The 23306-nt window shown below is 73.8% G+C and carries 14 protein-coding genes; 8 read left to right on the plus strand and 6 right to left on the minus strand.

Annotation, left to right across the window (positions count from 1 at the left end; all coding sequences use genetic code 11):
- Nucleotides 1-42 precede the first annotated feature (42 nt).
- The 3 genes from AC3ERT_RS04890 to AC3ERT_RS04900 all read left to right on the plus strand — a co-directional run bounded on the left by AC3ERT_RS04890 (nt 43) and on the right by AC3ERT_RS04900 (nt 5772).
- A complete protein-coding gene (locus AC3ERT_RS04890) occupies nt 43-231 on the plus strand; it encodes an SPOR domain-containing protein (protein ID WP_335980649.1) in 189 nt (62 codons plus the stop codon).
- Nucleotides 232-346: 115 nt separating this feature from the next.
- Nucleotides 347-2983 carry a SpoIIE family protein phosphatase gene (locus tag AC3ERT_RS04895; protein WP_435172831.1) on the plus strand — a complete coding sequence of 879 codons (2637 nt, stop codon included), beginning with the start codon at nt 347-349 and terminating at the stop codon, nt 2981-2983.
- 233 nt (nt 2984-3216) lie between these two features.
- The gene (locus AC3ERT_RS04900; protein WP_435172869.1) at nt 3217-5772 is read left to right on the plus strand and encodes a SpoIIE family protein phosphatase; all 2556 of its coding nucleotides are present in this window, start codon (nt 3217-3219) and stop codon (nt 5770-5772) included.
- 48 nt (nt 5773-5820) lie between these two features.
- Here AC3ERT_RS04900 and AC3ERT_RS04905 read toward each other — a convergent pair whose 3' ends face one another.
- Nucleotides 5821-6537, minus strand: a complete 717-nt coding sequence (locus tag AC3ERT_RS04905) for a PspA/IM30 family protein (protein WP_335980643.1) — start codon at nt 6535-6537, stop codon at nt 5821-5823.
- A gap of 76 nt (nt 6538-6613) precedes the next feature.
- Complete coding sequence (locus tag AC3ERT_RS04910; protein WP_435172833.1) at nt 6614-8773, minus strand: TPM domain-containing protein; 2160 nt, start codon at nt 8771-8773, stop codon at nt 6614-6616.
- 427 nt (nt 8774-9200) lie between these two features.
- Between AC3ERT_RS04910 and AC3ERT_RS04915 the strand changes: the two genes are divergently transcribed.
- Nucleotides 9201-11357 carry an ATP-binding protein gene (locus tag AC3ERT_RS04915; protein WP_435172835.1) on the plus strand — a complete coding sequence of 719 codons (2157 nt, stop codon included), beginning with the start codon at nt 9201-9203 and terminating at the stop codon, nt 11355-11357.
- Nucleotides 11354-12925, plus strand: coding sequence for an ABC transporter substrate-binding protein (locus AC3ERT_RS04920; protein WP_435172837.1), 1572 nt, complete (start codon nt 11354-11356; stop codon nt 12923-12925). Before AC3ERT_RS04915 ends, AC3ERT_RS04920 begins: the two co-directional genes overlap by 4 nt.
- 34 nt (nt 12926-12959) lie before the next feature.
- On the opposite strand, the gene AC3ERT_RS04925 is transcribed toward AC3ERT_RS04920, so the two are convergent.
- From AC3ERT_RS04925 to AC3ERT_RS04940, 4 genes are all read right to left on the minus strand, one after another.
- Nucleotides 12960-13733: a succinate dehydrogenase/fumarate reductase iron-sulfur subunit gene (locus AC3ERT_RS04925; protein ID WP_335980637.1), complete on the minus strand. Its 774-nt coding sequence runs from the start codon at nt 13731-13733 to the stop codon at nt 12960-12962.
- On the minus strand, nt 13730-15691 hold the full coding sequence (locus AC3ERT_RS04930; protein WP_435172838.1) for a fumarate reductase/succinate dehydrogenase flavoprotein subunit: 1962 nt from the start codon (nt 15689-15691) through the stop codon (nt 13730-13732). Before AC3ERT_RS04930 ends, AC3ERT_RS04925 begins: the two co-directional genes overlap by 4 nt.
- Before the next feature lies 1 nt (nt 15692).
- Nucleotides 15693-16541, minus strand: coding sequence for a hypothetical protein (locus AC3ERT_RS04935; protein WP_435172840.1), 849 nt, complete (start codon nt 16539-16541; stop codon nt 15693-15695).
- Nucleotides 16542-16680: 139 nt separating this feature from the next.
- On the minus strand, nt 16681-16968 hold the full coding sequence (locus AC3ERT_RS04940) for a hypothetical protein (protein WP_435172871.1): 288 nt from the start codon (nt 16966-16968) through the stop codon (nt 16681-16683).
- A 421-nt stretch (nt 16969-17389) separates the two neighbouring features.
- Here AC3ERT_RS04940 and AC3ERT_RS04945 point away from each other — a divergent pair, with 421 nt between their 5' ends.
- The 3 genes from AC3ERT_RS04945 to AC3ERT_RS04955 all read left to right on the plus strand — a co-directional run.
- Nucleotides 17390-19144: an ABC transporter family substrate-binding protein gene (locus tag AC3ERT_RS04945; RefSeq protein WP_435172842.1), complete on the plus strand. Its 1755-nt coding sequence runs from the start codon at nt 17390-17392 to the stop codon at nt 19142-19144.
- A gap of 252 nt (nt 19145-19396) precedes the next feature.
- Entirely contained in the window at nt 19397-21262 is a 1866-nt protein-coding gene (gene typA, locus AC3ERT_RS04950; RefSeq protein WP_335980627.1) for a translational GTPase TypA, read from the plus strand.
- Between the two features lie 430 nt (nt 21263-21692).
- Nucleotides 21693-23306, plus strand: a 1614-nt coding sequence (locus AC3ERT_RS04955; RefSeq protein ID WP_435172844.1) for a peptide ABC transporter substrate-binding protein, incomplete at its 3' end; no start/stop codon positions are given.

Genomic DNA, 23306 nt, shown 5'->3' on the forward strand with positions numbered 1-23306 from the left:
CGGACCGGACGCGGTGGGCGGGCGCGAAGGAGGGGTGGCGCGGTGACGTCGGAGTTCGGTTGGGTCCTCATACGGCAGGATGAGGGCGGCAACCGCTACCGGGTGGGCCGGTATGCGACGCGCGCGGAGGCCGAGCGGGTGGCCGAGGCGCTGACCTATCCCGCCGACCGGGTCGGCCCGCCGCAGCAGTACGTGATCGAGCCGGTGGTGCCCCGCGCGGCCGACGCGTGAGGGCTCCCTCCGCGCGCACCCGCGCGGAAAGGGGCAATATCGGGTAAGAGGGGAAAACCTCTCACGGTGGCCGGGTGCGCCCATGCCCGGCCCGACCCGGTCGGGGGTGCGACGGATGAGCGCCAGCGGCGACGACCCGCGGACGCCGCCCGGCCACGCCCCGCCCGGCCACGCCCCGCCCAGCGGGCTCGAGGCGAGCGCTTTCGCCGGGCCGCGGGCGTCCGGGCCGCTGCTGGACACCCTGCGGGTCGCCGTCGTGATGCTGGACACCAGCGGCCGGGTACTGCTGTGGAGCCCGCTGGCCGAAGAGGTCCTGGGCTGGGCCGGCGAGCACATCGTCGGCCGCAGGGTGGGCGGCCTTTTCGGCCCGCCCGAGCCCTTCCCCGAACCCGAGCCCTCCGCGGACGCACCGCCGCCGGCAGACACCGCCGACGCACCGCCGTCCGAGGAAGCCGCCGAGGACGCCCCGCCGCCGGAAGCCGCCGAGGACGCCCCGCCCGCCGCCACCGACGCGGCCCGCCCCGAGCAGATCATCGCCGAACTCCTGCACACCGGCCGCTGGAGCGGCGTCCTGTCGCTGCGCCACCGCGACGGCCACACCGTGCAGGTCGACACCCGCACCAGCCTGCTCGTCGACGGCGACGGCCGCCCGTTCGTCCTCGCCTCCCTGGTGGAGACCAGCCGCCTGCGCACCCTGGAGCACGACCTCGCCTCCCTGGACGCCCTCTTCGACTCCTCCCCGCTCGGCGTCGCGATCCTCGACCGCGACCTGCGCTACGTACGGGTCAACGACGCGCTCGCCGCCATGAACGGCATGCCGCGCGAGGCGCACCTTGGCCTGCGCGTCAACGAACTGCTGGACGGCGCCACCGCCCGCGAACTGGCCACGATCCAGCAGCACGTCCTCCGGACCGGCAAGCCCGTGGTCGACGTGGTCGCCCCCGGCCCGAACGGCCGCGGCCACCGCTCGCTGTCCTACCACCGGCTGGTCGACCGGGCCGGGCGGGTACTGGGCGTCAGCGCCACCGTCATCGACGTCACCGAGCGGATGCAGGCCGCCGAGCGCGCCGAGCGCGCCCGCCGCCGGCTCGCGCTGCTCAACGACGTCGGCTCGCGGATCGCCGGCGTGCTGGACGTGCGCCGGATCGCCGAGATCTTCGCCGAGGTGCTGGTGCCCACCTTCGCCGAGTACGCCTCGGTGGTCCTGCACGCGCCGGTCGCCGTCGGCGGCGACCTGCCGCCCGCCGGGTTCCGCGAGAGCCAGCCGCTGCGGCAGTTCGGCGTCGGCGCGGTGCGCTGGACCCCGCCGGCCGAACGGATGCTGCAACGCGGCCAGTCGGTCGGCTTCACCCGGCGGTCCGTCTTCGGCACGGTGCTGGCCGGCGGCGAACCGGCGCTGCTCGACGGCGAGGAGCAGCTGCGCGCCACCACCTACCCCGGCGACCCCAAGGTGCTCGCCGCCCTGGAGCTGGGCGTCACCTCGGCGCTGGTGCTGCCGCTGCGCGCCCGCGGTGTGGTGCTCGGGCTGCTGATGCTCGCCCGCACCCGCGACCGCGAGCCCTTCGACCGGGACGACCTGGCGCTCGGCGTCGAACTCGCCGACCGGGCCGGCGCCGCCCTGGACAACGCGCGGCTGTACGTCCGCGAGCGCGAGGGCGCCCTCACCCTCCAGCGCAGCCTGCTGCCGCGCGCCCTGCCCGAGCCGCCGGGGGTGCGGATCGCCTACCGCTACGTGCCCGGCAGCAGCGGCGCGGAGGTCGGCGGCGACTGGTTCGACGTCATCCCGCTGGGTGGCGGCCGGCTCGCCTTCGTCGTCGGCGACGTGATGGGCCACGGCATGGTCGCCGCCGCCACCATGGGCCGGCTGCGCACCGCCGTCCGCACCCTCGCCGGACTCGACATGCCCCCCGACGAACTGCTGCGCCGCATCAACGAGTTGGGCGACGACCTATCCCAGGACCGGACCGAGGGCTGGATGGCCACCGCGGCGTACGCCGTCTACGACCCGGCGACCCGGCGCTGCGCGATCGCCCTGGCCGGGCACCCGCCGCCGGTGCTGGTCGAGCACGGGGCCGACCCGGCGCGCTGCCTCGCCCGGGTCCTGGACCTGCCCACCGGGGTGCCGCTGGGCGTGGGCGGCGTCCGCTTCGAGACCGCCGAACTCGACGTCCCCGACGGCGCGGTCCTGGTGCTCTACACCGACGGGTTGGTCGAGTCCCGCGGCCACGACATCGGCCAGGGCATCGAGCGGGTCCGGCGCACCCTGTGCGGGCGGACCGGCTCGCTGGAGGACACCTGCGACGCCCTGCTGGCCTCGATGGACCCCGACCGCGAGCCCGACGACGTCGCGTTGCTGCTGGCCCGCCTGGGCGGCCTGCCGGCCGGCTCCACCGTCGCCTGGACCTTCCCCGCCGAGGCCAGCGCGGTACGGCTGGCCCGCCGCCGGGTGCGCGACACCCTGGTCGCCTGGGGCCTGCCGTCGCTGTCGGACGTCACGGTGCTGCTCGTCAGCGAGCTGGTCACGAACTCCCTGCGGTACGCGCACGGTCCGATCGGGGTGCGGATGGTGCGCGGCGCCTCGCTGCTGGTGGAGGTCTCCGACCCGCTGCCGGACCCGCCGCGGGAGCGGGTGGCCGGCGAGGAGGACGAGGGCGGCCGCGGCCTGCAACTGGTGGCCGGCGCCTCCCGGCGCTGGGGCACCCGGCACGGATCGCTCGGCAAGACCGTCTGGTTCGAGCTGGCGTTGCCCTGACGCACCGGCATCCGGGGCACCATGGGCACGAGGGTTCGGAAGCCCTGTCGCGGGTATGCCGAAGGGGCGGGAGCGCGAGGTGCGACCGTGGTGTTCCGGGGATGGCCCCGCGCCCCAGGAGCTGAGATGATGCTGTGATCCACAAGACCGTGTGCTGGACGGTCCGCATGCTGAATACTCGGTTCCAACCGGTCCAAGTGTGCTGAGCTGGAGGGGTCGGGCGAGTGAGCGACATGCCAGCAGGGGCGGTTTCGCCCGGCGACGACGACGCGGACGCGGCACATGCCGGCGTCTGGCAGTCCAGCCCGCCCGGGTCCCTGTATGACTACATACGTGTCGCGTCCTTCTCCCTCGACCGCGAGGGCCGCATCGACCAGTGGAGCGAGCGCGCCACCGAGTTCTTCGGCCTGACCGCCGCCGAGGCCGTCGGCATGGACCCGATCGCCGCCTTCGCACCCCCGGACGTCCAGCCGCGCGCCCACGAGCGGCTCGCGCAGATCCTCGACGGCCGCGAGTGGCAGGGCCTGGTGCCCTACCGCGACGCGTCCGGCGCCGAGGGCCGCGCCGAGGTCTACGTCATGCCCGCCGACCACGGCGCGCTGTGCCTGGCGGTCGACGTCGCCGCGCTGCGCCAGATCGAGACGGACCTGGCCGCCTCCCAGGCCGTCTTCGGGCAGTCCCCGATGGGCTTCGTGCTCTTCGACACCCGGCTGCGCCTGGTCCGGGTCAACGAGCGCTTCGCCGCGGTCTTCGGCCGCCCCACCGAGCAGCCCGGCCGCGGCCCGCAGGACTTCCTGTCCCGGGTGGAGGCCGACCGGCTGTCCGCCGCGCTGCGGCAGGTGCTGGAGACCGGCGACGCGGTGCTGGACATGCCGCTGGTCGGGACCGTGCCCGGCGACCCGGCCCGCCGCCGCTGGTCCATCTCGCTTTACCGGCTGCACAGCAACTCCGGCCGCCCGATCGGTGTCGCCGGCCTGGCGATGGACGTCACCGGACGGCAGCGCGCCGAGCGCGAGGCCGCCCACGCCCGCCGCAACCTCGCGCTGCTCAACGAGGCCGGCTCGCGCATCGGCACCTCGCTCGACCTGGAGACCACCGCCCGCGAACTGCTCGACGTGGCGGTGCCGCACTTCTGCGACCTCGCCTCCGTGGACCTCTACCAGGCGCTGCTGTCCGGCGCGGAGGACCTGGCCGGCACCACCGACGGCAGCGGCGAGGTGCGCCGGGTCGCCTTCGCCAGCTCGGTGTCCGACGCCCCGGTGGCGATGGCCGGCGACGACGACGTGGAGCCCAGCGACGGACCGGTGTCGGTCGGCTCCGTGCACCGCTTCCGCTTCTCCTCCGCCGCCGCCCGCGCGCTGCGCACCGCCCAGCTCCAGGTGCTCGACGGCGAGGGCGGCCACGACCTGGGCGGCACCCCGCTGGTCCAGTCCACGCTGGTGGTGCCGATGGTGGCCCGCGACACCGTGCTGGGCCTGGTGCAGTTCTCCCGGGCCAAGGGCAGCGAGCCGTTCACCGAGCGGGACCGGATGCTCGCCGAGGAACTGGCCGCCCGCGCCGCCATCTTCCTCGACAACGCCCGGCTCTACCGGCGCGAGCACGAACGCGCCCTGATCCTCCAGCGCAGCCTGCTGCCCCCGGACGACCCGGAGGCGACCGGCCTGGACATCGCCTGCCGCTACCTGCCCGGCAGCATGGAGACCGAGGTCGGCGGCGACTGGTTCGACGTCATCGAACTGCCCGGCCACCGCACCGCGCTGGTCGTCGGCGACGTGATGGGCCGCGGGCTGCGCGCGGCCGTCGCGATGGGCGAACTGCGCACCGCGGTGCGCACCCTGGCCATGCTCGACCTCGAACCGGCCGAGGTGCTCGGCGCGTTGGACGAGGTCGCCGAAGGGCTCGGCTCCTCCTCCGCCGGCCGCACCCGCCGCTCGAAGAACCCCGCCGACATGGACCTCGCCGAGGTCTACCTCGCCACCTGCATCTACGTCGTCTACGACGCGGTGACCCGCCGCTGCACCATCGCCAACGCCGGCCACCTGCCGCCGGTCCTGGTCGAACCGGGGGAGGACCCGCTGCTGCTCGAGGTGCCGCGCGGGGTGCCGCTGGGGGTGGGCAGCGAGCCGTTCGAGGAGGTCGAGGTCGAACTGCCCGAGGGCGCCCTGCTCGCCCTCTACACCGACGGGCTGGTCGAGTCCCGCAACCACCCGCTCGACGAGGGCCTGGACGCCTTCCGCGCCGCACTGGCCGGCCCGCAGCGGCCGCTGGAGGACGTCTGCGACCATGTCCTGGCCACCCTCGACACCGCCCACGGCGAGGACGACATCGCGCTGCTGACGGCCCGTATCCGCGGGCTGCCCGCCGACCAGGTCGGCGACTGGACGCTCGCACCGCAGCCCACCTCCGTCGCCCGCGCCCGCGAACTCGCCCGCGACCAGCTGCTGGACTGGGACCTGGGCGACCTGGTGGACACCACGGAACTGCTCGTCAGCGAACTGGTCACCAACGCCCTGCGGCACGGCTACGGCGACATACGGCTCCGGCTGCTGCTGGACCGCACCCTGGTCTGCGAGGTGTGGGACAACGCGCTGATGCAGCCGCGCCGCCGCCGCGCCCGGGACACCGACGAGGGCGGCCGCGGCCTGCAACTGGTCGCGATGCTCAGCCAGAGCTGGGGCAGCCGCCGCACCCACCGCGGCAAGACCGTCTGGTTCGAGCTGGCGCTGCGCGGCGGCGACCAGCCGGGGCCGGCCGGCCCGTCCGTGGACGACCTGCTCAGCATGTTCTGACCCCGCCGCACGCCCCGCCGCACGCCGGCTGCCGCACGGCGGGGCGTGTCAGGCGGCGCCGGACTTCAGGCGGGCCAGCCGGGCGTCGATCTCCGTGCGGTCGCCCAGGGCGTCCAGGGACTCGAACTGGGCGTCCAGCGAGGAGGCCGCCAGCTCCCGGCGGCCCTGCGCCCGCGCCTCCTCGCGCCGCACCTTGTCCTCGAAGCGGCCCAGCTCGCTCGTCGGGTCGAGCACGTTGACGCTCTTGACCGCGTCCATCATGGTGTTCTGCGCGTGCGCGCTGCGCGAACGGGCCACCAACTCGTCCCGCTTCGCCTGGAGCTGCCGCAGCCGCTCCCTCATGTCGTCCAGGCCGCCGCGGAGTTGGCCCACCACCTCGCGCTGCGAGGCGATCACCGGCTCGGCGGCCCGCGCCTCCTTCTCCGACTGGAGCTGCCGGCCGAGCGCCACCTTGGCGAGGTTGTCGAACCGGTCGGCCTCCTCGCTGCCGCCCGCGGCCCGCAGCTCGTCCGCCTTGCGGCTGGCCGCGGCCGCCTTGCCGCCCCACTCCGCCGCCGCGGAGACGTCCTCGGCGTGGTCCTGCTCGGCCATCCGCAGCTGGCCGATGGTGCCGGCGACGGCGTCCTCGGCCTCCCGGATGTTGTCGGTGTACTCCCGGACGAGCTGGTCGATCATCTTCTGCGGGTCCTCGGCCTGGTCGAGGAGCGCGTTGATGTTCGCCTTGGCGAGCTGCGCCACCCGGCCGAGGATCGTCTGCTTCGTCATCGCCACTCCTTGGCTGACCTGGTGTCCACCTGGTGTCCTACGGTTCTCGATGTCCTGCGGGGGAGGGCCGGGCGGTCTAGAACCTCCCGCCCCCGCCCATCCGGCCGCGGGTTCCGCCGCCGCCGAAGCTGCCCGGGCCCGCGCCGCCGCCCCTCCCGCTCCCGTACCCGCTGTAGCCGCCGTACCCGCCCATGCCGGCGCCGCGGCTGCGGCCCCCGCCGAGCAGGTCGCCCAGCAGGATGCCGCCGAGCACCGCGCCGCCGACCCCGGCCATGCCGCCCATGCCGCCGCCCGCGCCGCCGCGCCCGCGCCGCCCGCCGAAGCCGGAGACGTCGTCCTGGGCGTACGCCTGCGCCTCCCGCGCCAGCCCGTCCGCCTCGCGGGCGTGCTCCAGCGCCTGCCGCGGGTCGTCCGCCGCCAGCGCCTCCGCCCGGTGCAGCCGGCGCTCGGCCTCGGTCAGCCGGGTCCTGGCCCGGCTGCCGATCGCGCCGCGGTGCGTGGTGACCGTGTCCCGCGCCGCCGCGACCTCGCTGCGCGCCGCCAGCAGCGCCTGCTCCAGCAGCCCCGCGGTCCGGCGCTGCCCGGCCTCCTCCTCCCGGGCCCCGGCCAGCGCCCCGTCGAGCGCCGCGTCCGCCTCCTCCACCCGGCGCAGCGCCGCGATCGGGTCCGGCCGCCCCTGCGCCAGCTCCCCGCGCACCGCTGCCAGTACGCTCTCCACCCGCGCCACCCGCCCCCGCAGCTCCGCGTGCGCCAGCCCGCCCGCATCCCCTGCACCGCCCGCGCCGCCCGCGCCGACCGCGCCGCCCGCGCCGGGTCCGCCGAGGACCGCCCGGGCCTCGGCGAGGTCGGCCTCGGCCTCCGCCAGGGCCTCGGCCAGCTTCGTGTCGGCCGCGCGCAGCTCCTGCTCCCTGCGGATGACGGAGTCCGCGAGGACCGCCGCCTGGTCCAGCGCGCCCTCCGCGGCGCGGACGAAGACCGCCGCGCGGCCGTGGTCGGTGCCGATCGCCTCCTGCGCCTGCTCCAGGCTGGTGCGGGCGAAGCCCAGCCGGTCGCGGGCCTCGTCCGGGTGGCCGGCCACCGGCTCCAGCGCGGAGTCGGCGTACCGCTCGGCCAGCGGGCCCAGCGCGGCCGCCGCGGCGTCGATCCGGGCCGGCAGCGCCACCGCGGCCTCCTCGGCCCGCGCCAGCACCTGCGGCGCGTTCGCCTCCATCGCGCGCAGCCGGTCGAACGCCTCCGACTCCGCGTCCAGCCGCCGGTTCGCCTGGGTGCAGCGCGACAGGATCTCGCCGAGCATCTGCCGCCGGGTCTCGTCGTCCTCCGGGTACGCGTCGTCCAGCTTCTGCCGCAGCCGGAACGCCGCGGTCAGCTCGTCCTTGGCGTACTCCACCGCCTCGCCGAACGGCCGCGCCGCGTCATCCCCGAACTGCGCCGCCGCGAACCCCACGTCCTCCTCGCTGGTGCGCACCGCGTCGTCCGTGGCCACCAGCAGCTCGCGCGCCTGCGCGTCCAGCTCCGGCAGCGGCGTGACCGGCACCGGCTGCTTCGGCCGCGCCCGCCACTGCTCGGCGCCCTGCCCCGCGGAGGTGCGCACCGGGCGCTGCTGCGCCGCCCGCCTGCGGTACGCCCATATGCCCAGCAGCAGCGCCGCGCCCAGCGCGACCACCGGAATCCACACCGAACCGGTCGAGCGGCTGTGCGCGCCGCCCGGGTCCGCCGCGCCCGGGGTGATCACCGGGGCGGCGACGGGGCCGCCGCCGAGCACCGCGTCGTAGCCGTTCGCGGCGCCGACCGCCGCGCCCGCCCAGTCGTTCTGCCGCAGCGCCGGCTCGATCGCCCGGTCGTTCACCTCGTCGATCTGCTGCTGGGACAGCCCCGACTGCTGGTCGGCGGAGACGGCGTACTGCCGGTCGCGGGTGGCCACCGCCAGCAGGACGTCCTTGCGGCCCAGCCCGTTGCGCTCCGCGGTCGCGTCCGCCCAGTCCTGCGGGGAGGCACCGGAGAAGCCGTTGACGTAGACCGTGAAGAGCTGCACCCGGTGCTGGTCGTAGAGCCGGTCGAGTGCCAGGCGCACCTCGCCGGCCCGGTCCTGGAGGGCGTCCACCTGGTCGGTGACCTGCCCGGTCCTGGCCAGGGGTATCGGCGTGTCGGCGGCCGCCGGCGGCGACAGGACCCCGCCCACCGCCAGAGCGGCCAGCACGGCCAGGGCGGCGGCCGGCGACTTACGTGTGTGGCGCACCGCGTTGCCTCCCGCTGTCCGCGCCACGGCCCACCGCGTGGCTCTTTTCGGGAGCGTATGTGCGGCGTATGCGTCGCGCGACCGGGGAGCGGGCCCGCACCCGGGCCCCGGACCTGGCCCGATACCACCGCGGTGCGCGGCGCGCGGGCGAGCGGCGCGGGCGTTCCCCGAAAGGGGAAGGCCGTCCGTATGCGGGACGGGTCCCGACCGGCCGGGTCTAGTCTCCGGATTCCGCCGAACGGGGGAGCCGGTTTCCACGCCGCGCGGAGACCGGTCGCGGAGAACACCGTGGCGCGCTGCCGCGGAAAGGCCGCGCGGAGTACCGGGCCGCCGCCCGGTTCGGTGCCCGTGGCGCCCCGGACGGGACGCGGTCGTTCCGGCGGCGCGGGCACGGGGGACTGTTTCCTGACAGCCGGAGGCACGGGAGATGACGGACGGCAGGCTGTACGGCCGGGTACGGGTGGTCGAGTTCGTGCGGGACGCGCTGAGACGCTCCGGCGTGCCCGGCGGGCCGCTGCCCCTGGTGTTGCTCGTCGGGTCGCACGGCAGCGGCGGCACGGTGCTGCTCGACCGGCTGTGGCGGGAGTTCGGCGGGCGCTGCCTGAGCGCCCGCCTCGACCTGGATCGGGCCGAGGCGGTCGAGGACATCGTGCTGGCCGCCGTCCGGGGCTGGGGGCGCCGGGTCCCGGGCATCCACCCGGTCCGCTTCTGCCGCACCCGGATGATCTTCAAGGCGCTGAGCTTCGTGGACGACGGCGGCGGGCGCGCCGCGTTCGAGAAGTACCTGGCGGCCGACCCGCAGGACGCCGCCGCCAGTTCCGCGCTCGACGGCCTCGCGGCACGCGCGGCCCCGCTGCTCCCCGCCGACCAGCAGGTGCTGCTCTCGGCCGCCGCCAAGGTGGTGGGGACGCTGCTGTCCGGAACCGGCCGGCGGCGGCGCGGCGACGCGGCGGCCCGGCAGTGGCTGGAACAGCACGCGCCCGGCAGCGGCAGTGCCACGGACCGGCTGTGGGAGGTCCACCGCCGCCACCACGGGCGCAGCAGTGTGCCGGACGCCGCCCGCTCGGCACTGAAGACGGTCTGCGCCGCCCTGCTCGCGGACCTGCGCGCGGACTTCAACGGGCGGTCCCTGCGCGGCCAGCGGCCCGCCAACTGCCTGCTGCTGCTCGACGAGGCGGGCAGCCGGGCCGGCGAGCTGTTCCTGGAACTGGTCGCCGAGTGCCGCCGGGAGAGCCACCGGGCGCGCGAGCGGCCCGACCCGGTGCTGGTGGTGGCCGCCAGGCGCGGCCGGGCGCACACCGCGATGGCCCCGCTCGCCTCGACCGACGACCGGCTGGCCTTCGCCGTCCGGCACCCCGCCGCTCCGGCCGGCGCGGACCACCCGGTGTGGTGGTATCCGATCAGGCTCACCGACCTCGGCCACGAGGACGTGGTGGTGATGTGCGGCAGCAGCGTCCTGGGCAGCCAGAAGCGCGACGCGAGCCACCTGCGCAACCTGACCGGCGGCCACCCGGAGGCGGTCGACCGGCTCGCGCATCTGCTGGCCCGGCCCGAAGCGGCCGCGCGGGACCCGCGGCTGCTGCTGGACCGGCCGCTGCCTCTCGCCGAGGACCTGCCCGACCACTGGCCGCCGCCCGGCCGCCCGGCCCGGCCGGGGGCCGCGGCACCGGACCGGGACGGGGGCCCGACCGTGGCCGCGTACCTGCTGCGCCGCATCCTGGCGGACGACCACGGCGACGACCTCACCGACGGCCTCGACGACAGCCTCGCCGCCCTCGGTGCCGACCGCCTCGCCGGCATCGGGGGCGGCCCCGCCGCGGACCCCGGCGGCGGCTCGCTGCTGGACACCATGGCCGTGCTCGCGCTCACCCCCGGCCTCCGGCTGGGCGCCGGCACCGCGGCGCTGCACTTCCTGGGCTGGACCCGGTTCTCCGCGGCCGCCGCCCGCCACCGGCTCGCCGCGACGCTGTGGTTGCAGGAGACGCCGCCCGAGCCGCCCGAGGAGCAGCCCGGGGGCCCGGCCGCACCGGCCGCGGCCCCCGGACCCGCGGTACGGCTGCACCCGCTGGCGGCCGTCCTGCTGCACCGCCGGCTCGCCGCCGTCCCCGAGGTGTGGGACGGCGCCCACCAGGGCTACGCCGCGCACTACTCGGGCCGCGACGACGAGCCGCTGCGCCACCACCACCTCCTGGCCCGGGTCACCCTCTCCCACCGCGAGCCGCTCGCCGAGGTGGCCGGCTACCTGGAGCGGGAGTACGACCGCTGTGCGACGACCGAGCAGTGGCAGTCGCTCCTGGGCCAGGTGGCCGCGGCACCCAACCGGCTGCGCACGCAGGGCGATCCGCGCACCTTCGTCACCGGCCTGGCCGGGCGGCCCGACCCCCGCGACCGCGGCCGGACCATCGGGCGGCTGGTGGCCGCGCGGTGGCTGCACGGCGACCGCTCGTTCGACCCGCACCACCACCTGGCCGGGCTGGTCGCCGCCGAGTACGGCAACCTCGCCGCGATCGCCGGCGGCAACGAAGCGCTGTTCGAGGAGTCCGGCAAGTACCACCTGGTCGAGGAGGAGTGGAAGCAGCGATGAGAGTTCCGCGCGCGCTCAGGACGTACGAGCAGTGGTACGGCAACCTGCCCCGCCCGATGCGGGCGGCCGTGGCCGCGACGGTCGCGCTGGGGCTGGTCGCCGCCCTGCTCGGCGCGCTGGTGGCCGTCGACCGGGTCCGCCACCGGCCGTGCATGCGCTCCGGCGCGACCACCGTCACCCATGAGGGCGCGAACGGCGAGTGCGTCGGAATCACCGACGGCGCCTACGCGTTCGACCCGCGGATGCGCGGCGTGGAGCAGCGGGTCCGCGAGGAGAACCGGGCCGTCACCCGGGAACACCCGAAGGACTACGTCAGCGTGGTGCTCCTGCTCCCGATCTCCGACCACAGCGGCAGCATCATGTCGATGGCCAGCATCGTCGAGCAGGTGCGCGGCGCCTACACCGCGCAGTACGCCGCCAACCGGCAGAGCGTCGAGGGCGTCGCGCCGTACATCCGGCTGCTGATCGGCAGCGACGGGTACCAGGCCAACCAGTGGAAGGCGGCCACCGAGACGATCGAGCACGCCACCGCGCAGCACGTGGCGGCGGTGACCGGGCTCGGCCTGAGCCTGGACGGCACCAGCCGCGCGGTGCGCGAGCTGACCGGCCGGGGCATCCCCGTGGTCGGCGCGACCATCACCGCCGACAGCTTCAGCAACATCAGGAACTTCGTGCGGGTCGCCCCGAGCAACCAGGACAACATGGCCGCCGCGCTGTCGTACGTCCAGGCGCGGTACCCGCGCGCGGTGCTGGTCGAGGACGGCAACGCCGGCGACAGCTACGACGCCACCCTCGTCAGCGGCTTCCGGAAGTTCGCCGCCCTGCCGCACCACCGGATCGTGGACGTGGAACCGTTCGACACCACCAGGCGCGACCGGGCCGTCTCGGAGTCGGACCAGGCCGACGCCGAGCAGGAAGTCGCCACCCGGATCAGCCAGATGGCGCTGGACATCTGCGCGCAGCAACCCGCGGTGGTGCTCTTCGCCGGCCGCGGCCAGGACGTCGGGGTGCTCGTGCACGCCTTCGCCACCACCTGCCTGGACAAGCGGATCGAGATCGTCAGCGGCGACGACGTGCCCAACCTGGCCGTCACCCCGCAGCTGCGGCGCGACCTGGACGGCCACGTCGAGGTGGACTACGCGGGCGTCGCCCACCCCGACGAGTGGGACTTCGCCGACAGGCCCGGCGCGACGCGGGACGAGCAGGACGGCGCCCGCGGCTTCCACGCCTTCGACCAGACCTTCCAGCAGCTCTTCCCCGGCGGCGCCCTCACCGACGGCAACACCATGACGGCGTACGACGCGACCCTGACCGGCGTGTCCGCGATCCGGCTGACCGAGCAGCGGCAGCCGCCCGCCGAGGCGGTGGCCGGTGAACTCGGTGCGCTCCAGGGCGCCCACCAGGTGCTCGGGGCGAGCGGCCCGATCCGGTTCACCGCGAACTACCAGACCAGTCGTACCGGCAGCGATCCGGTCGGCAAGGCCGGCCCGATCCTGCGGCTGGGACCGGACGGCAGCCCGCGCGTGCTGAGGGTGACATGGCCGTCGGCCGCGCCCCCGGTCGGATGAGCCGCCGGCCGGCGGGCACGGCGTGGCGCGGGAGCTACCGGTCGCGGCGCCTGATCTTCGCGCCCAGCCACACCAGCGGGTCGTACTTGCGGTCGACGGCGCGCTCCTTCAGCGGGATCAGCGCGTTGTCGGTGATGTGGATGTGCTCGGGGCAGACCTCGGTGCAGCACTTGGTGATGTTGCAGTAGCCCAGCCCGTGGTCGTCCTGCGCGGACTCCGCCCGGGTCGGGCCGCCGCCGGCGGCAGCCGCGTCCAGCGGGTGCATGTCCAGCTCGGCGACGCGCATCAGGAACCGCGGCCCGGCGAACGCGTCCTTGTTCTCCTCGTGGTCGCGCACCACATGGCAGGTGTCCTGGCACAGGAAGCACTCGATGCACTTGCGGAACTCCTGTGAGCGCTCCACGTCCACCTGCGCCATCCGGTACTCCCCGGCCGCGACGCCCTCCGGCGGCACGAACGCCGGGATCTCGCGGGCCTTGGCGTAGTTGAAGGACACGTCCGTGACGAGGTCGCGGATCACCGGGAAGGCCCGCAGCGGCGTGACGGTCACGCTCTCGCCCCGCTCGAAGACCGACATCCGGGTCATGCACATCAGCCGCGGCCGCCCGTTGACCTCCGCGCTGCACGAACCGCACTTGCCCGCCTTGCAGTTCCAGCGCACCGCGAGGTCGTTCGCCTGGGTGGCCTGGAGCCGGTGGATGATGTCGAGCACCACCTCGCCGTCGTTCACCTCGACGTCGTAGTCCGCGAGGCCGCCGCCCTCGGCGTCGCCCCGCCACACCCGGAACCGGGCCGTGTACGTGCTCACGCGTCCACCTCCTCGTCCGTCAGGTACTTCCGCAGCTCGTCCGGTTCGAACAGGGCGAGCAGGTCGGGCCGGATCGGGGCGGTCGCGCGGCGGCGCAGGGCCACCGCGCCGCCGGCCGCGTCCGACAGCTCGCAGACCAGGTTGACCCGGCGCCAGGCGCGGTCCATGTCCGGGTGGTCGTCGCGGGTGTGCCCGCCGCGGCTCTCGGTGCGCTCCAGCGCCGCCCGGGCCACGCACTCGCTGACCAGCAGCATGTTGCGCAGGTCGATCGCCAGGTGCCAGCCCGGGTTGAACTGCCGGTGCCCCTCCACCCCGGCTCGCCCGGCCCGCTCCCGCAGCACCGCCAGCCGCTGGAGCGCCTGCTCCATCTCCGGGGCCCGCCGGATGATCCCGACCAGGTCGTTCATCACCTGCTGCAACTCCTGGTGCAGGGTGTAGGGGTTCTCGACGGCGGTGCTCCCGGCGGCTCCCGCGGCCCCGCTCTCCCGGCCGGCTCCGGCGGCTCCGGCCGCCCCCGCCTCGTCGGCCGCGGTGAACGGCCGCAGCGCCTCCGCCGCCGCCTCGTCGATCTGCGCGTCGTCCGCGACGGGGCGGCCCCCACCCAGCCCGGCCGCGTACCGCGCCGCGTACAGCCCCGCGCGGCGGCCGAAGACCAGCAGGTCGGACAGGGAGTTGCCGCCCAGCCGGTTCGAGCCGTGCATGCCGCCGGCCACCTCGCCGGCCGCGAACAGCCCCGGCACCCCGGTCGCCGCCGCGGTGTCCGGGTCCACCTCGACCCCGCCCATCATGTAGTGGCAGGTCGGCCCGACCTCCATCGCCTCGGCGGTGATGTCGACATCGGCCAGCTCCTTGAACTGGTGGTGCATCGACGGCAGCCGGCGGGTGATCTCCTCCGGCGACAGCCGGGTGGACACGTCCAGGAACACCCCGCCGTGCGGGGAGCCGCGCCCGGCCTTCACCTCGGAGTTGATCGCGCGGGCCACCTCGTCGCGCGGCAGCAGCTCCGGCGGCCTGCGGTGGTGGTCGGGGTCGGTGTACCAGCCGTCGGCCTCCTCCTCGGACTGCGCGTACTTCTCCTTGAACACCTCCGGCACGTAGCCGAACATGAAGCGCTCGCCCGCGCTGTTGCGCAGCACCCCGCCGTCGCCGCGCACCGACTCGGTGACGAGGATGCCCTTCACCGACGGCGGCCAGACCATCCCGGTCGGGTGGAACTGGATGAACTCCATGTTGATCAGCGGCGCCCCGGCCAGCAGCGCCAGCGCGTGCCCGTCGCCGGTGTACTCCCAGGAGTTGGAGGTCACCTTGAACGACTTGCCGACCCCGCCGGTGGCCAGCACCACCGCGGGCGCGTCGATCACGAACAGCCGCCCCGACTCGCGGACGTACCCGAAGACCCCGGCGACCTCGCCGCCCGGGCCTTTCAGCACCCGGGTGACCGTGCACTCCTGGAAGATCCGCAGCCGGGACTCGTAGTCGCCGCCGGCCGCGCGGTCCTCCTGCTGGAGCGCGACGACCTTCTGCTGGAGGGTGCGGATCAGCTCCAGGCCGGTACGGTCGCCGACGTGCGCCAGCCGCGGGTACTCGTGGCCGCCGAAGTTGCGCTGCGATATCCGCCCGTCCGCGGTGCGGTCGAACAGCGCGCCCCAGGTCTCCAGCTCCCACACCCGGTCCGGCGCCTCCTTGGCGTGCAGCTCGGCCATCCGCCACTGGTTGAGGAACTTCCCGCCGCGCATGGTGTCGCGGAAGTGCACCTGCCAGTTGTCGCCGGAGTTGACGTTGCCCATGCTCGCCGCGATGCCGCCCTCGGCCATCACCGTGTGGGCCTTGCCGAAGAGGGACTTGCAGATCACCGCGGTGCGCAGGCCCTGCGCGCGGGCCTCGATCGCGGCCCGCAGCCCCGCGCCGCCCGCACCGACCACCACCACGTCGTAGGCGTGCCGTTCCACATGACTCATCTCAGAAGAACCTCGGATCGTCGAAGACGCCGCTGGACACCAGGTACACGTACAGGTCCGCGACGCCGACGCTGACCAGCGAGGACCAGGCGAGCAGCATGTGGCGGCCGTTGAGCACCCCGACCCAGCCCCACAGCCGGTAGCGCACCGGGTGGGCGGAGAAGTGCCGCAGCTTGCCGCCGATGATGTGCCGGCAGGAGTGGCAGGACAGGGTGTACGCCCAGATCAGCGCGATGTTCACCAGCAGCACCAGGGTGCCCAGGCCCGCGTGGCCCCAGTGGCCGTGCCGGTCGCGGAAGGCGAGCACCGTGTCGTAGCTGAGGATGCCCGCGACCACCACGGCCAGGTAGAAGAAGTAGCGGTGGACGTTCTGCAGGATCAGCGGCAGCCGGGTCTCCCCGCTGTACGACGCGTGCGGCTCGGCCACCGCGCAGGCCGGCGGCGACAGCCAGAACGAGCGGTAGTACGTCTTGCGGTAGTAGTAGCAGGTCAGCCGGAAGCCCAGCGGGAAGACCAGCACCAGCAGCGCGGGCGACAGCCCCCACCAGTTCCCGAACAGGTGCCAGTCGGCGCCGCCGTTCATGTCGGTGCAGTTCGAGGCGAGGCAGGGCGAGTAGAACGGCGACACGTACGGCGCCGCGTAGTAGTGCGCGCCGGCGAACGCCCGCCAGGTCGAGTAGCCGACGAACGCGGCCAGCCCGAGCGCGCTGACCAGCGGCGGCAGCCACCAGCGGTCGGTTCTCAGGTGCGGCGCGGAGATGGCCGCGCGGCCGGGGCTGCCGACGCCGCGGGCGGTGCGCGCGGGGGAGGGCGGGGTGGTGGGGGAGTTCGGTGCGGTTCCGGTCGACAAGGGTCACTCCGCGGTGGAGGGCGGGGAACGCACCCGCCGGGCGGGGCGGCGGGTCGGGGCCGGGATGAGGCCGCGCGGCGCGGCGCCGGCGTCGTACGCCGGGACCGCCGGGGCAGGGACCGGTCGGCGGGGGCGCCGCTCAGGGCGCGTGCCGGTGCGGGGAGCCGAGCCCCTCGTCCTCGGCGTCGGCCCACAGCCCGCGGTCGTAGGGCGCGTCCGGCACCGGTACGACCTCGGGCACGCGGTGCCGGGCGGCCGCCGGGACCGACTCCCGCAGCAGGGTCAGGCTCTCCCGCAGGTGGTCGGCGGCCGACCGCACCCGGCGCATGTCCAGGGTCTCGCCGGCGTGCTCGTCGAGCCGGCCCACGCAGCGCATCAGGTCGTCCAGCCGCCGCTGGACCGAAGTCAGGTCGTCGTGCAGGGACATGGGTGCCCTCGCCATCGGTCGCCGTGCGAAGTTACGGAGCTGCGAAGGTGCGAAGGTGCGAAGCAGCGCTGCGAGTGTCGCGTGTCACACCGGCTCTTGTGAAGACCGCTGCACGGACCGGGCCCGGAACCGGCCGGACCCGCACGGCCCGCCCGTACGGCGGTCGGCGGCGGTTTCTGAGCCGTCCGGGTGGACCCCGGGCGCAGGTGCGTCGTGTCCCGGGCCGCAGCGGGCACAGCTCTTCTTGCAGCGAGGGCGGAGCCCCCGCTGCCCCCGTCCCGTGCTTCAGGCCGATCGATGACGTCCCGGTCGTGCGCCGTAGAGCGGCGCCTGCCGGGCCGCGGAGGTGTCCGAGCCCATGAACCGCAGCGCGCAACCGACCGCCGTACCGCCGGCCCCTCCTCGGCGGCGCCGCCGTGCCGTGTCGACCACGGTGTGCGTCGCCGTGGCGGTGGCGGCCGGCGCCACCGCGCTGACCGCCTGCTCCTCGTCCGGGACCAAGGCGGCCGGCACCGCCGGGACCGACGTGGCCGCCGTCTCCCGCGCCGGGGTGCGCGACGGCGGCACCCTGACCTGGGCCGTCGACGCGATGCCGAAGACCCTCAACGCCTACCAGTCCGACGCGGACGCCGGCACCACCACCGTCACCGGCGCGACCCTGCCCGCGATGTTCCGGCTGGACGCCCACGGCACCCCGCGGCTCGACACCGACTACGCCACCGCCGCGAGCGTCACCGCCCAGGACCCGCGCCAGGTCGTCACCTACGACCTCAACCCGCGGGCGAAGTGGAGCGACGGCCGGGCCGTCGGCGCCGACGACTTCGTCGCGCAGTGGAAGGCGCTCGGCGGGAAGAACAGCGCGTTCTGGACCGCCCGCAACGCCGGCTACGACCGGATCTCCGCGATCAGCCGCGGCGCCGACGCGCACCAGGTCAAGGTCACCTTCGCCACGCCCTACGCCGACTGGCGCTCGCTGTTCGCGCCGCTGTACCCGAAGTCGGTGACCGGCAGCACGGACGCCTTCAACGACGGCGTGCGCACCTCGCTGCCGGTGTCCGCCGGGCCGTTCACGGTGAAAGCGGAGGACACCGACGCCGGGACCGTCACCCTCGCCCGCAACGACCATTGGTGGGGCGCGCGGGCCAAGCTCGACAAGATCGTGCTGACCGCGGTGCCGCGCGACAAGCGCCCGGCGCAGATGGCCGCGGGCAAGCTGGACGTCGCCGAGATCGACCCGGACGAGCTGGCCGCGGCCAAGCGCACCACGGGCGTCGGGGTGCGCACCGCGCCGGACGCCGCCTATGCGCAGCTCGCGCTGAACGGCAGCTCCGGCCCGCTCGCCGACGAGAAGGTGCGGCACGCGGTGGCCCGCGCGATCGACCGGAAGAAGATCGCGGCGACCGTCCTCACGCCGGTCGGGCTGACCGCCGAGCCGCTCGGCAACCACCTGGTGCTGCCCTCGCAGGAGGGTTACGTCGACCACAGTTCGGCGCTCGGCAAGGCCGACACCGAGCAGGCCGCGGCGCTGCTCGCGGACGCCGGCTGGCGGCAGCCGGCCGCCGGGAAGACCGGGGAGAAGGCGGCCGGGCCGGCCGGGTCGGGCCGGGTCACCGCGTCCGGCGCGCTGACCGTGGTGGAGCCGGCGCGGGCGGCGACGAAGGACGGCAAGGACCTGACGATGCGGTTCGTGCTGCCGGCGGACTCGCCGACGCTGGACCAGGTCGGCGGGCAGATCGCGCGGATGCTCTCGCGGATCGGCATCCGCACGGAGATCAGCAAGGTGGCGGAGGACAGCTACTTCCAGGACCACGTCGCGTCCGGCGACTTCGACCTGGCGCTGTACTCGTGGCCGGGCACCGCGTTCCCGGCGACCGACGACACGCCGATCTTCGCGAAGCCGGTGCCCGCGCCGGACGGGTCGCTGGCGGTCGCCGAGAACTACACGCGGGTCGGCACCGACCAGATCGACCAGCTCATGGCGCGGGCCGGCACGGAGCTCGACGCGAAGCAGGCGCGGAGCCTGACGGACCAGGCCGACGAGCGGATCTGGGCGGCCGCGGCGTCGATCCCGCTCTACCAGCGTCCCGAGGTCGTCGCGCTGCGGACCGACGTGGCCAACGCGGGGGCCTTCGGCTTCGAGACGCCGGCGTACCAGAACATCGGGTTCCGCAGGTAACGGGACCCTCCGGCTCGGGTGGTCCTGTCGGTTCCGGGACCACCCCCGGTGGGTGGCTTGTCGCGCAGTTCCCCGCGCCCCTGTATTCGCTCGGCCCCCTCCGTGCCCACCCGGAGGGGGCCGCAGTCGCTCGGGTACCCCGTGGCTCGCCTACCATAGGGTGAGGCCGTGGCGTGACCCTGCCCGGCGGGCGATTCGCGTTGAAGGAGAAGGCGCGACGCCATCCACGATCCCGGGAGAAGCGCCGCAGTCATGTCCACGCGCCACGACATCCGTAACGTCGCCATCGTCGCCCACGTCGACCACGGGAAGACGACCCTGGTGGACGCCATGCTGAAGCAGGCGGGCGCGTTCGCCGCGCACCAGCATCTGGACGACCGGATGATGGACTCCAACGACCTGGAGCGCGAGAAGGGCATCACCATTCTCGCGAAGAACACCGCCGTCAGGTACCACCCGAAGGACGGCGGAGACCCGGTCACGATCAACATCATCGACACCCCCGGCCACGCCGACTTCGGCGGCGAGGTCGAGCGCGGCCTGTCCATGGTCGACGCGGTGGTGCTGCTGGTGGACGCCTCCGAGGGCCCGCTGCCGCAGACCCGCTTCGTGCTGCGCAAGGCACTGTCGGCACGGCTGCCGGTGATCCTGTGCATCAACAAGACCGACCGCCCCGACTCCCGGATCGACGAGGTCGTCAACGAGACGTACGACCTGTTCCTGGACCTGGACGCGGACGAGGACCAGATCGAGTTCCCGATCGTCTACGCGTGTGCGCGGGACGGCATCGCCTCGCTCACCAAGCCGGAGAACGGCACGGTGCCGGCCGACAGCGACAGCCTGGAGCCGTTCTTCTCGACCATCCTGTCCACCGTCCCCGCGCCGACGTACGACGAGGACGCGCCGCTCCAGGCCCACGTCACCAACCTCGACGCGGACAACTTCCTCGGCCGGATCGCGCTGCTGCGGGTCGAGCAGGGGCACCTGGAGAAGGGGCAGACGGTCGCGTGGATCAAGCGGGACGGCACCGTCTCCAACGTCCGCATCACCGAGCTGCTGATGACCGAGGCGCTGACCCGCAAGCCCGCGGAGTCCGCCGGCCCCGGTGACATCTGCGCGGTGGCGGGCATCCCCGACATCATGATCGGCGAGACGCTCGCCGACCCGGAGAACCCGATCGCGCTGCCGCTGATCACGGTGGACGAGCCGGCCATCTCGATGACGATCGGCACCAACACCTCGCCGCTGGTCGGCAAGGGCGGCAAGGGCCACAAGGTGACCGCCCGCCTGGTGAAGGACCGGCTGGAGCGCGAGCTGGTCGGCAACGTCTCGCTGCGGGTGCTGCCGACCGAGCGCCCGGACGCCTGGGAGGTGCAGGGCCGCGGTGAGCTGGCGCTGGCGATCCTGGTCGAGACGATGCGCCGGGAGGGCTTCGAGCTGACCGTCGGCAAGCCCGAGGTGGTCACCCGGGAGATCGACGGCAAGCTGCACGAGCCGATCGAGCGGATGACCATCGACTCGCCGGAGGAGCACCTGGGCGCGATCACCCAGCTGATGGCGACCCGCAAGGGCCGGATGGAGACGATGACCAACCACGGCTCGGGCTGGATCAGGATGGAGTGGATCGTGCCGTCCCGCGGCCTGATCGGATTCCGGACGGAGTTCCTCACCCAGACCCGCGGCACCGGCATCGCGCACTCCATCTTCGAGGGCCACGAGCCGTGGTTCGGCGAGCTGCGCACCCGCAACAACGGCTCGCTGGTCGCGGACCGCGCCGGTGTCGTGACGCCGTTCGCGATGACCAACCTCCAGGAGCGCGGCGTGCTGTTCTGCGAGCCGACCACGGAGGTCTACGAGGGCATGATCGTCGGCGAGAACTCCCGCGCCGACGACATGGACGTGAACATCACCAAGGAGAAGAAGCTCACCAACATGCGGTCGTCCACCGCGGACGTGACCGAGTCGATCGTGCCGCCGCGGAAGCTGTCGCTGGAGCAGTCGCTGGAGTTCTGCCGCGACGACGAGTGCATCGAGGTCACCCCGGAGACCGTGCGCATCCGCAAGGTCGTCCTGGACCAGAAGGAGCGCGGCCGGGCGGCCGCCCGCGCCAAGCGGTAGCCACGTCCACCGGAGGGGCGCTGGGCGCGATGCCCGGCGCCCCTCCGGCATGTCCGGCGGCGGTGCCGCCGGCCCGAGCGGCTGTCCGGTCAGTGACCGGCGGCCGCTGTCGCGCGTCCGGATATCGGACACATCCGTCCGTTAGTTAATTCACATTTCCCGTTTTGTTGGTGTCTGTATACGTTCCAGATTGTCCGGATTTCAGGATGACATATGCCTGGCGTCGTGATCTGGGCGTGACCAGGGCTGCTCCGAGGCCGTCCACCGTGACGGATAGTGGATCGGGTTGAGCTCGGGTCAATGGGTCACGCGCGGTCACACCGCCGACTCTCGGGCGCGGTAGGCCGCAGTCGCTGTCAGGGGTGTCAGAGGCGTTCGGCCTCCGTACATCGACACACGTATCGACAGTGACTCCTGAGGAGGCATACCCATGCGCGGTGCCAAGAGCGCCAAGTGGGTCGTAGGAGCGGCAGTGGTGGCGCTGGCCGCGACCGCCTGCGGTTCCGGCAGCACGGACAACGCCGGCGGTTCCGACGACGGGATCGTCCGCGCCTGGTGGGGCGACCCCCAGAACCCGCTGGAGCCGGCGAACACCAACGAGGTGCAGGGCGGCAAGGTCCTGGACATGATCTTCATGGACCTCAAGGAGTACGACCCGAAGACCGGGAAGGCCAACCTCGAGGCGGCCCAGTCGATCACCACCACCGACCAGCAGAACTTCACCATCAAGCTCAAGCCGGGCCTGAAGTTCTCCGACGGCACCGCGGTGACCGCCAGCTCCTTCGTCGACGCCTGGAACTACGGCGCGCTGCTCACCAACAAGCAGCTCAACGCGTACTTCTTCGAGGACATCGACGGCTACGACCAGGTCCACCCGGCCAGCGGCTCCCCGACGGCGAAGACCATGTCCGGCCTGAAGGTCGTCGACGGCTCCACCTTCACCGTCAAGCTCACCCAGAAGTTCTCCACCTGGCCGGACCGGCTCGGCTACAAGGCGTTCGCGCCGCTGCCGAAGTCGTTCTTCACCGACCACGCCGGGTACCTGAACAAGCCGGTCGGCGACGGCCCGTACAAGGTCGTGTCGTACAGCAAGGGCTCCAGCATGAAGCTGGTCCCGAACCCGTACTACACCGGCCCGAGCAAGCCGAAGAACAAGGGCGTGCTGCTCAAGGTCTACACCGACTCCAACACCGCCTACGCCGACCTCCAGGCCGGCAACCTGGACGTGCTGGACGACATCCCGGCCGAGCAGCTCACGCACGCCAAGTCCGACCTGGACGGCCGCTACCTCAACCAGCCGGCCGGCATCATCCAGACCGTCTCCTTCCCGCTGAACCAGAAGTCCTGGAGCAAGGCGGGCATGGAGAAGGTTCGGCTCGGCCTGTCGATGGCGATCGACCGCAAGACCATCACCCAGAAGATCTTCCAGGGCACCCGCACCCCGGCCGGCGACCTCACCTCGCCCGTGCTCGGCGCGGCCGGCGGCTACAGCGCGACCATCGCGGGCGACGCGGTGACGTACAACCCGGCCAAGGCGCGCGAGCTGATCAAGGCCGGCGGCGGCATCCCCGGTGGCCACATGACGATCGGCTACAACGCCGACTCCGGCTCGCACAAGCAGTGGGTGGACGCGGTCTGCAACAGCATCAACAACGTGCTGGGCGACAACAAGGCGTGCGTGGGCGCCCCCACCGGCACCTTCGCCGACTTCCGGAACCAGATCACCAAGGGTGAGATGACCAACCCGTTCCGGTCCGGCTGGCAGATGGACTACCCGCTGATCGACGACTTCCTGACGCCGCTGTACGCGACCAACGGCAGCTCGAACGACTCGCACTACAGCAACCCGAAGTTCGACGCGCTGATCAAGCAGGCGAACGCCGAGCCGGACACCACCAAGGCCACGCAGCTCTACCAGCAGGCCGAGAAGCTGCTCTTCACCGACATGCCGGTGATCCCGCTCTGGTACCAGAACGGCGAGGCGGGCTGGTCCTCTCGCGTCTCGAACGTGACCGAGAACGCGTTCAGCTACCCCGTCTACACG

The sequence above is a fragment of the Actinacidiphila sp. bgisy145 genome (assembly GCF_057708125.1).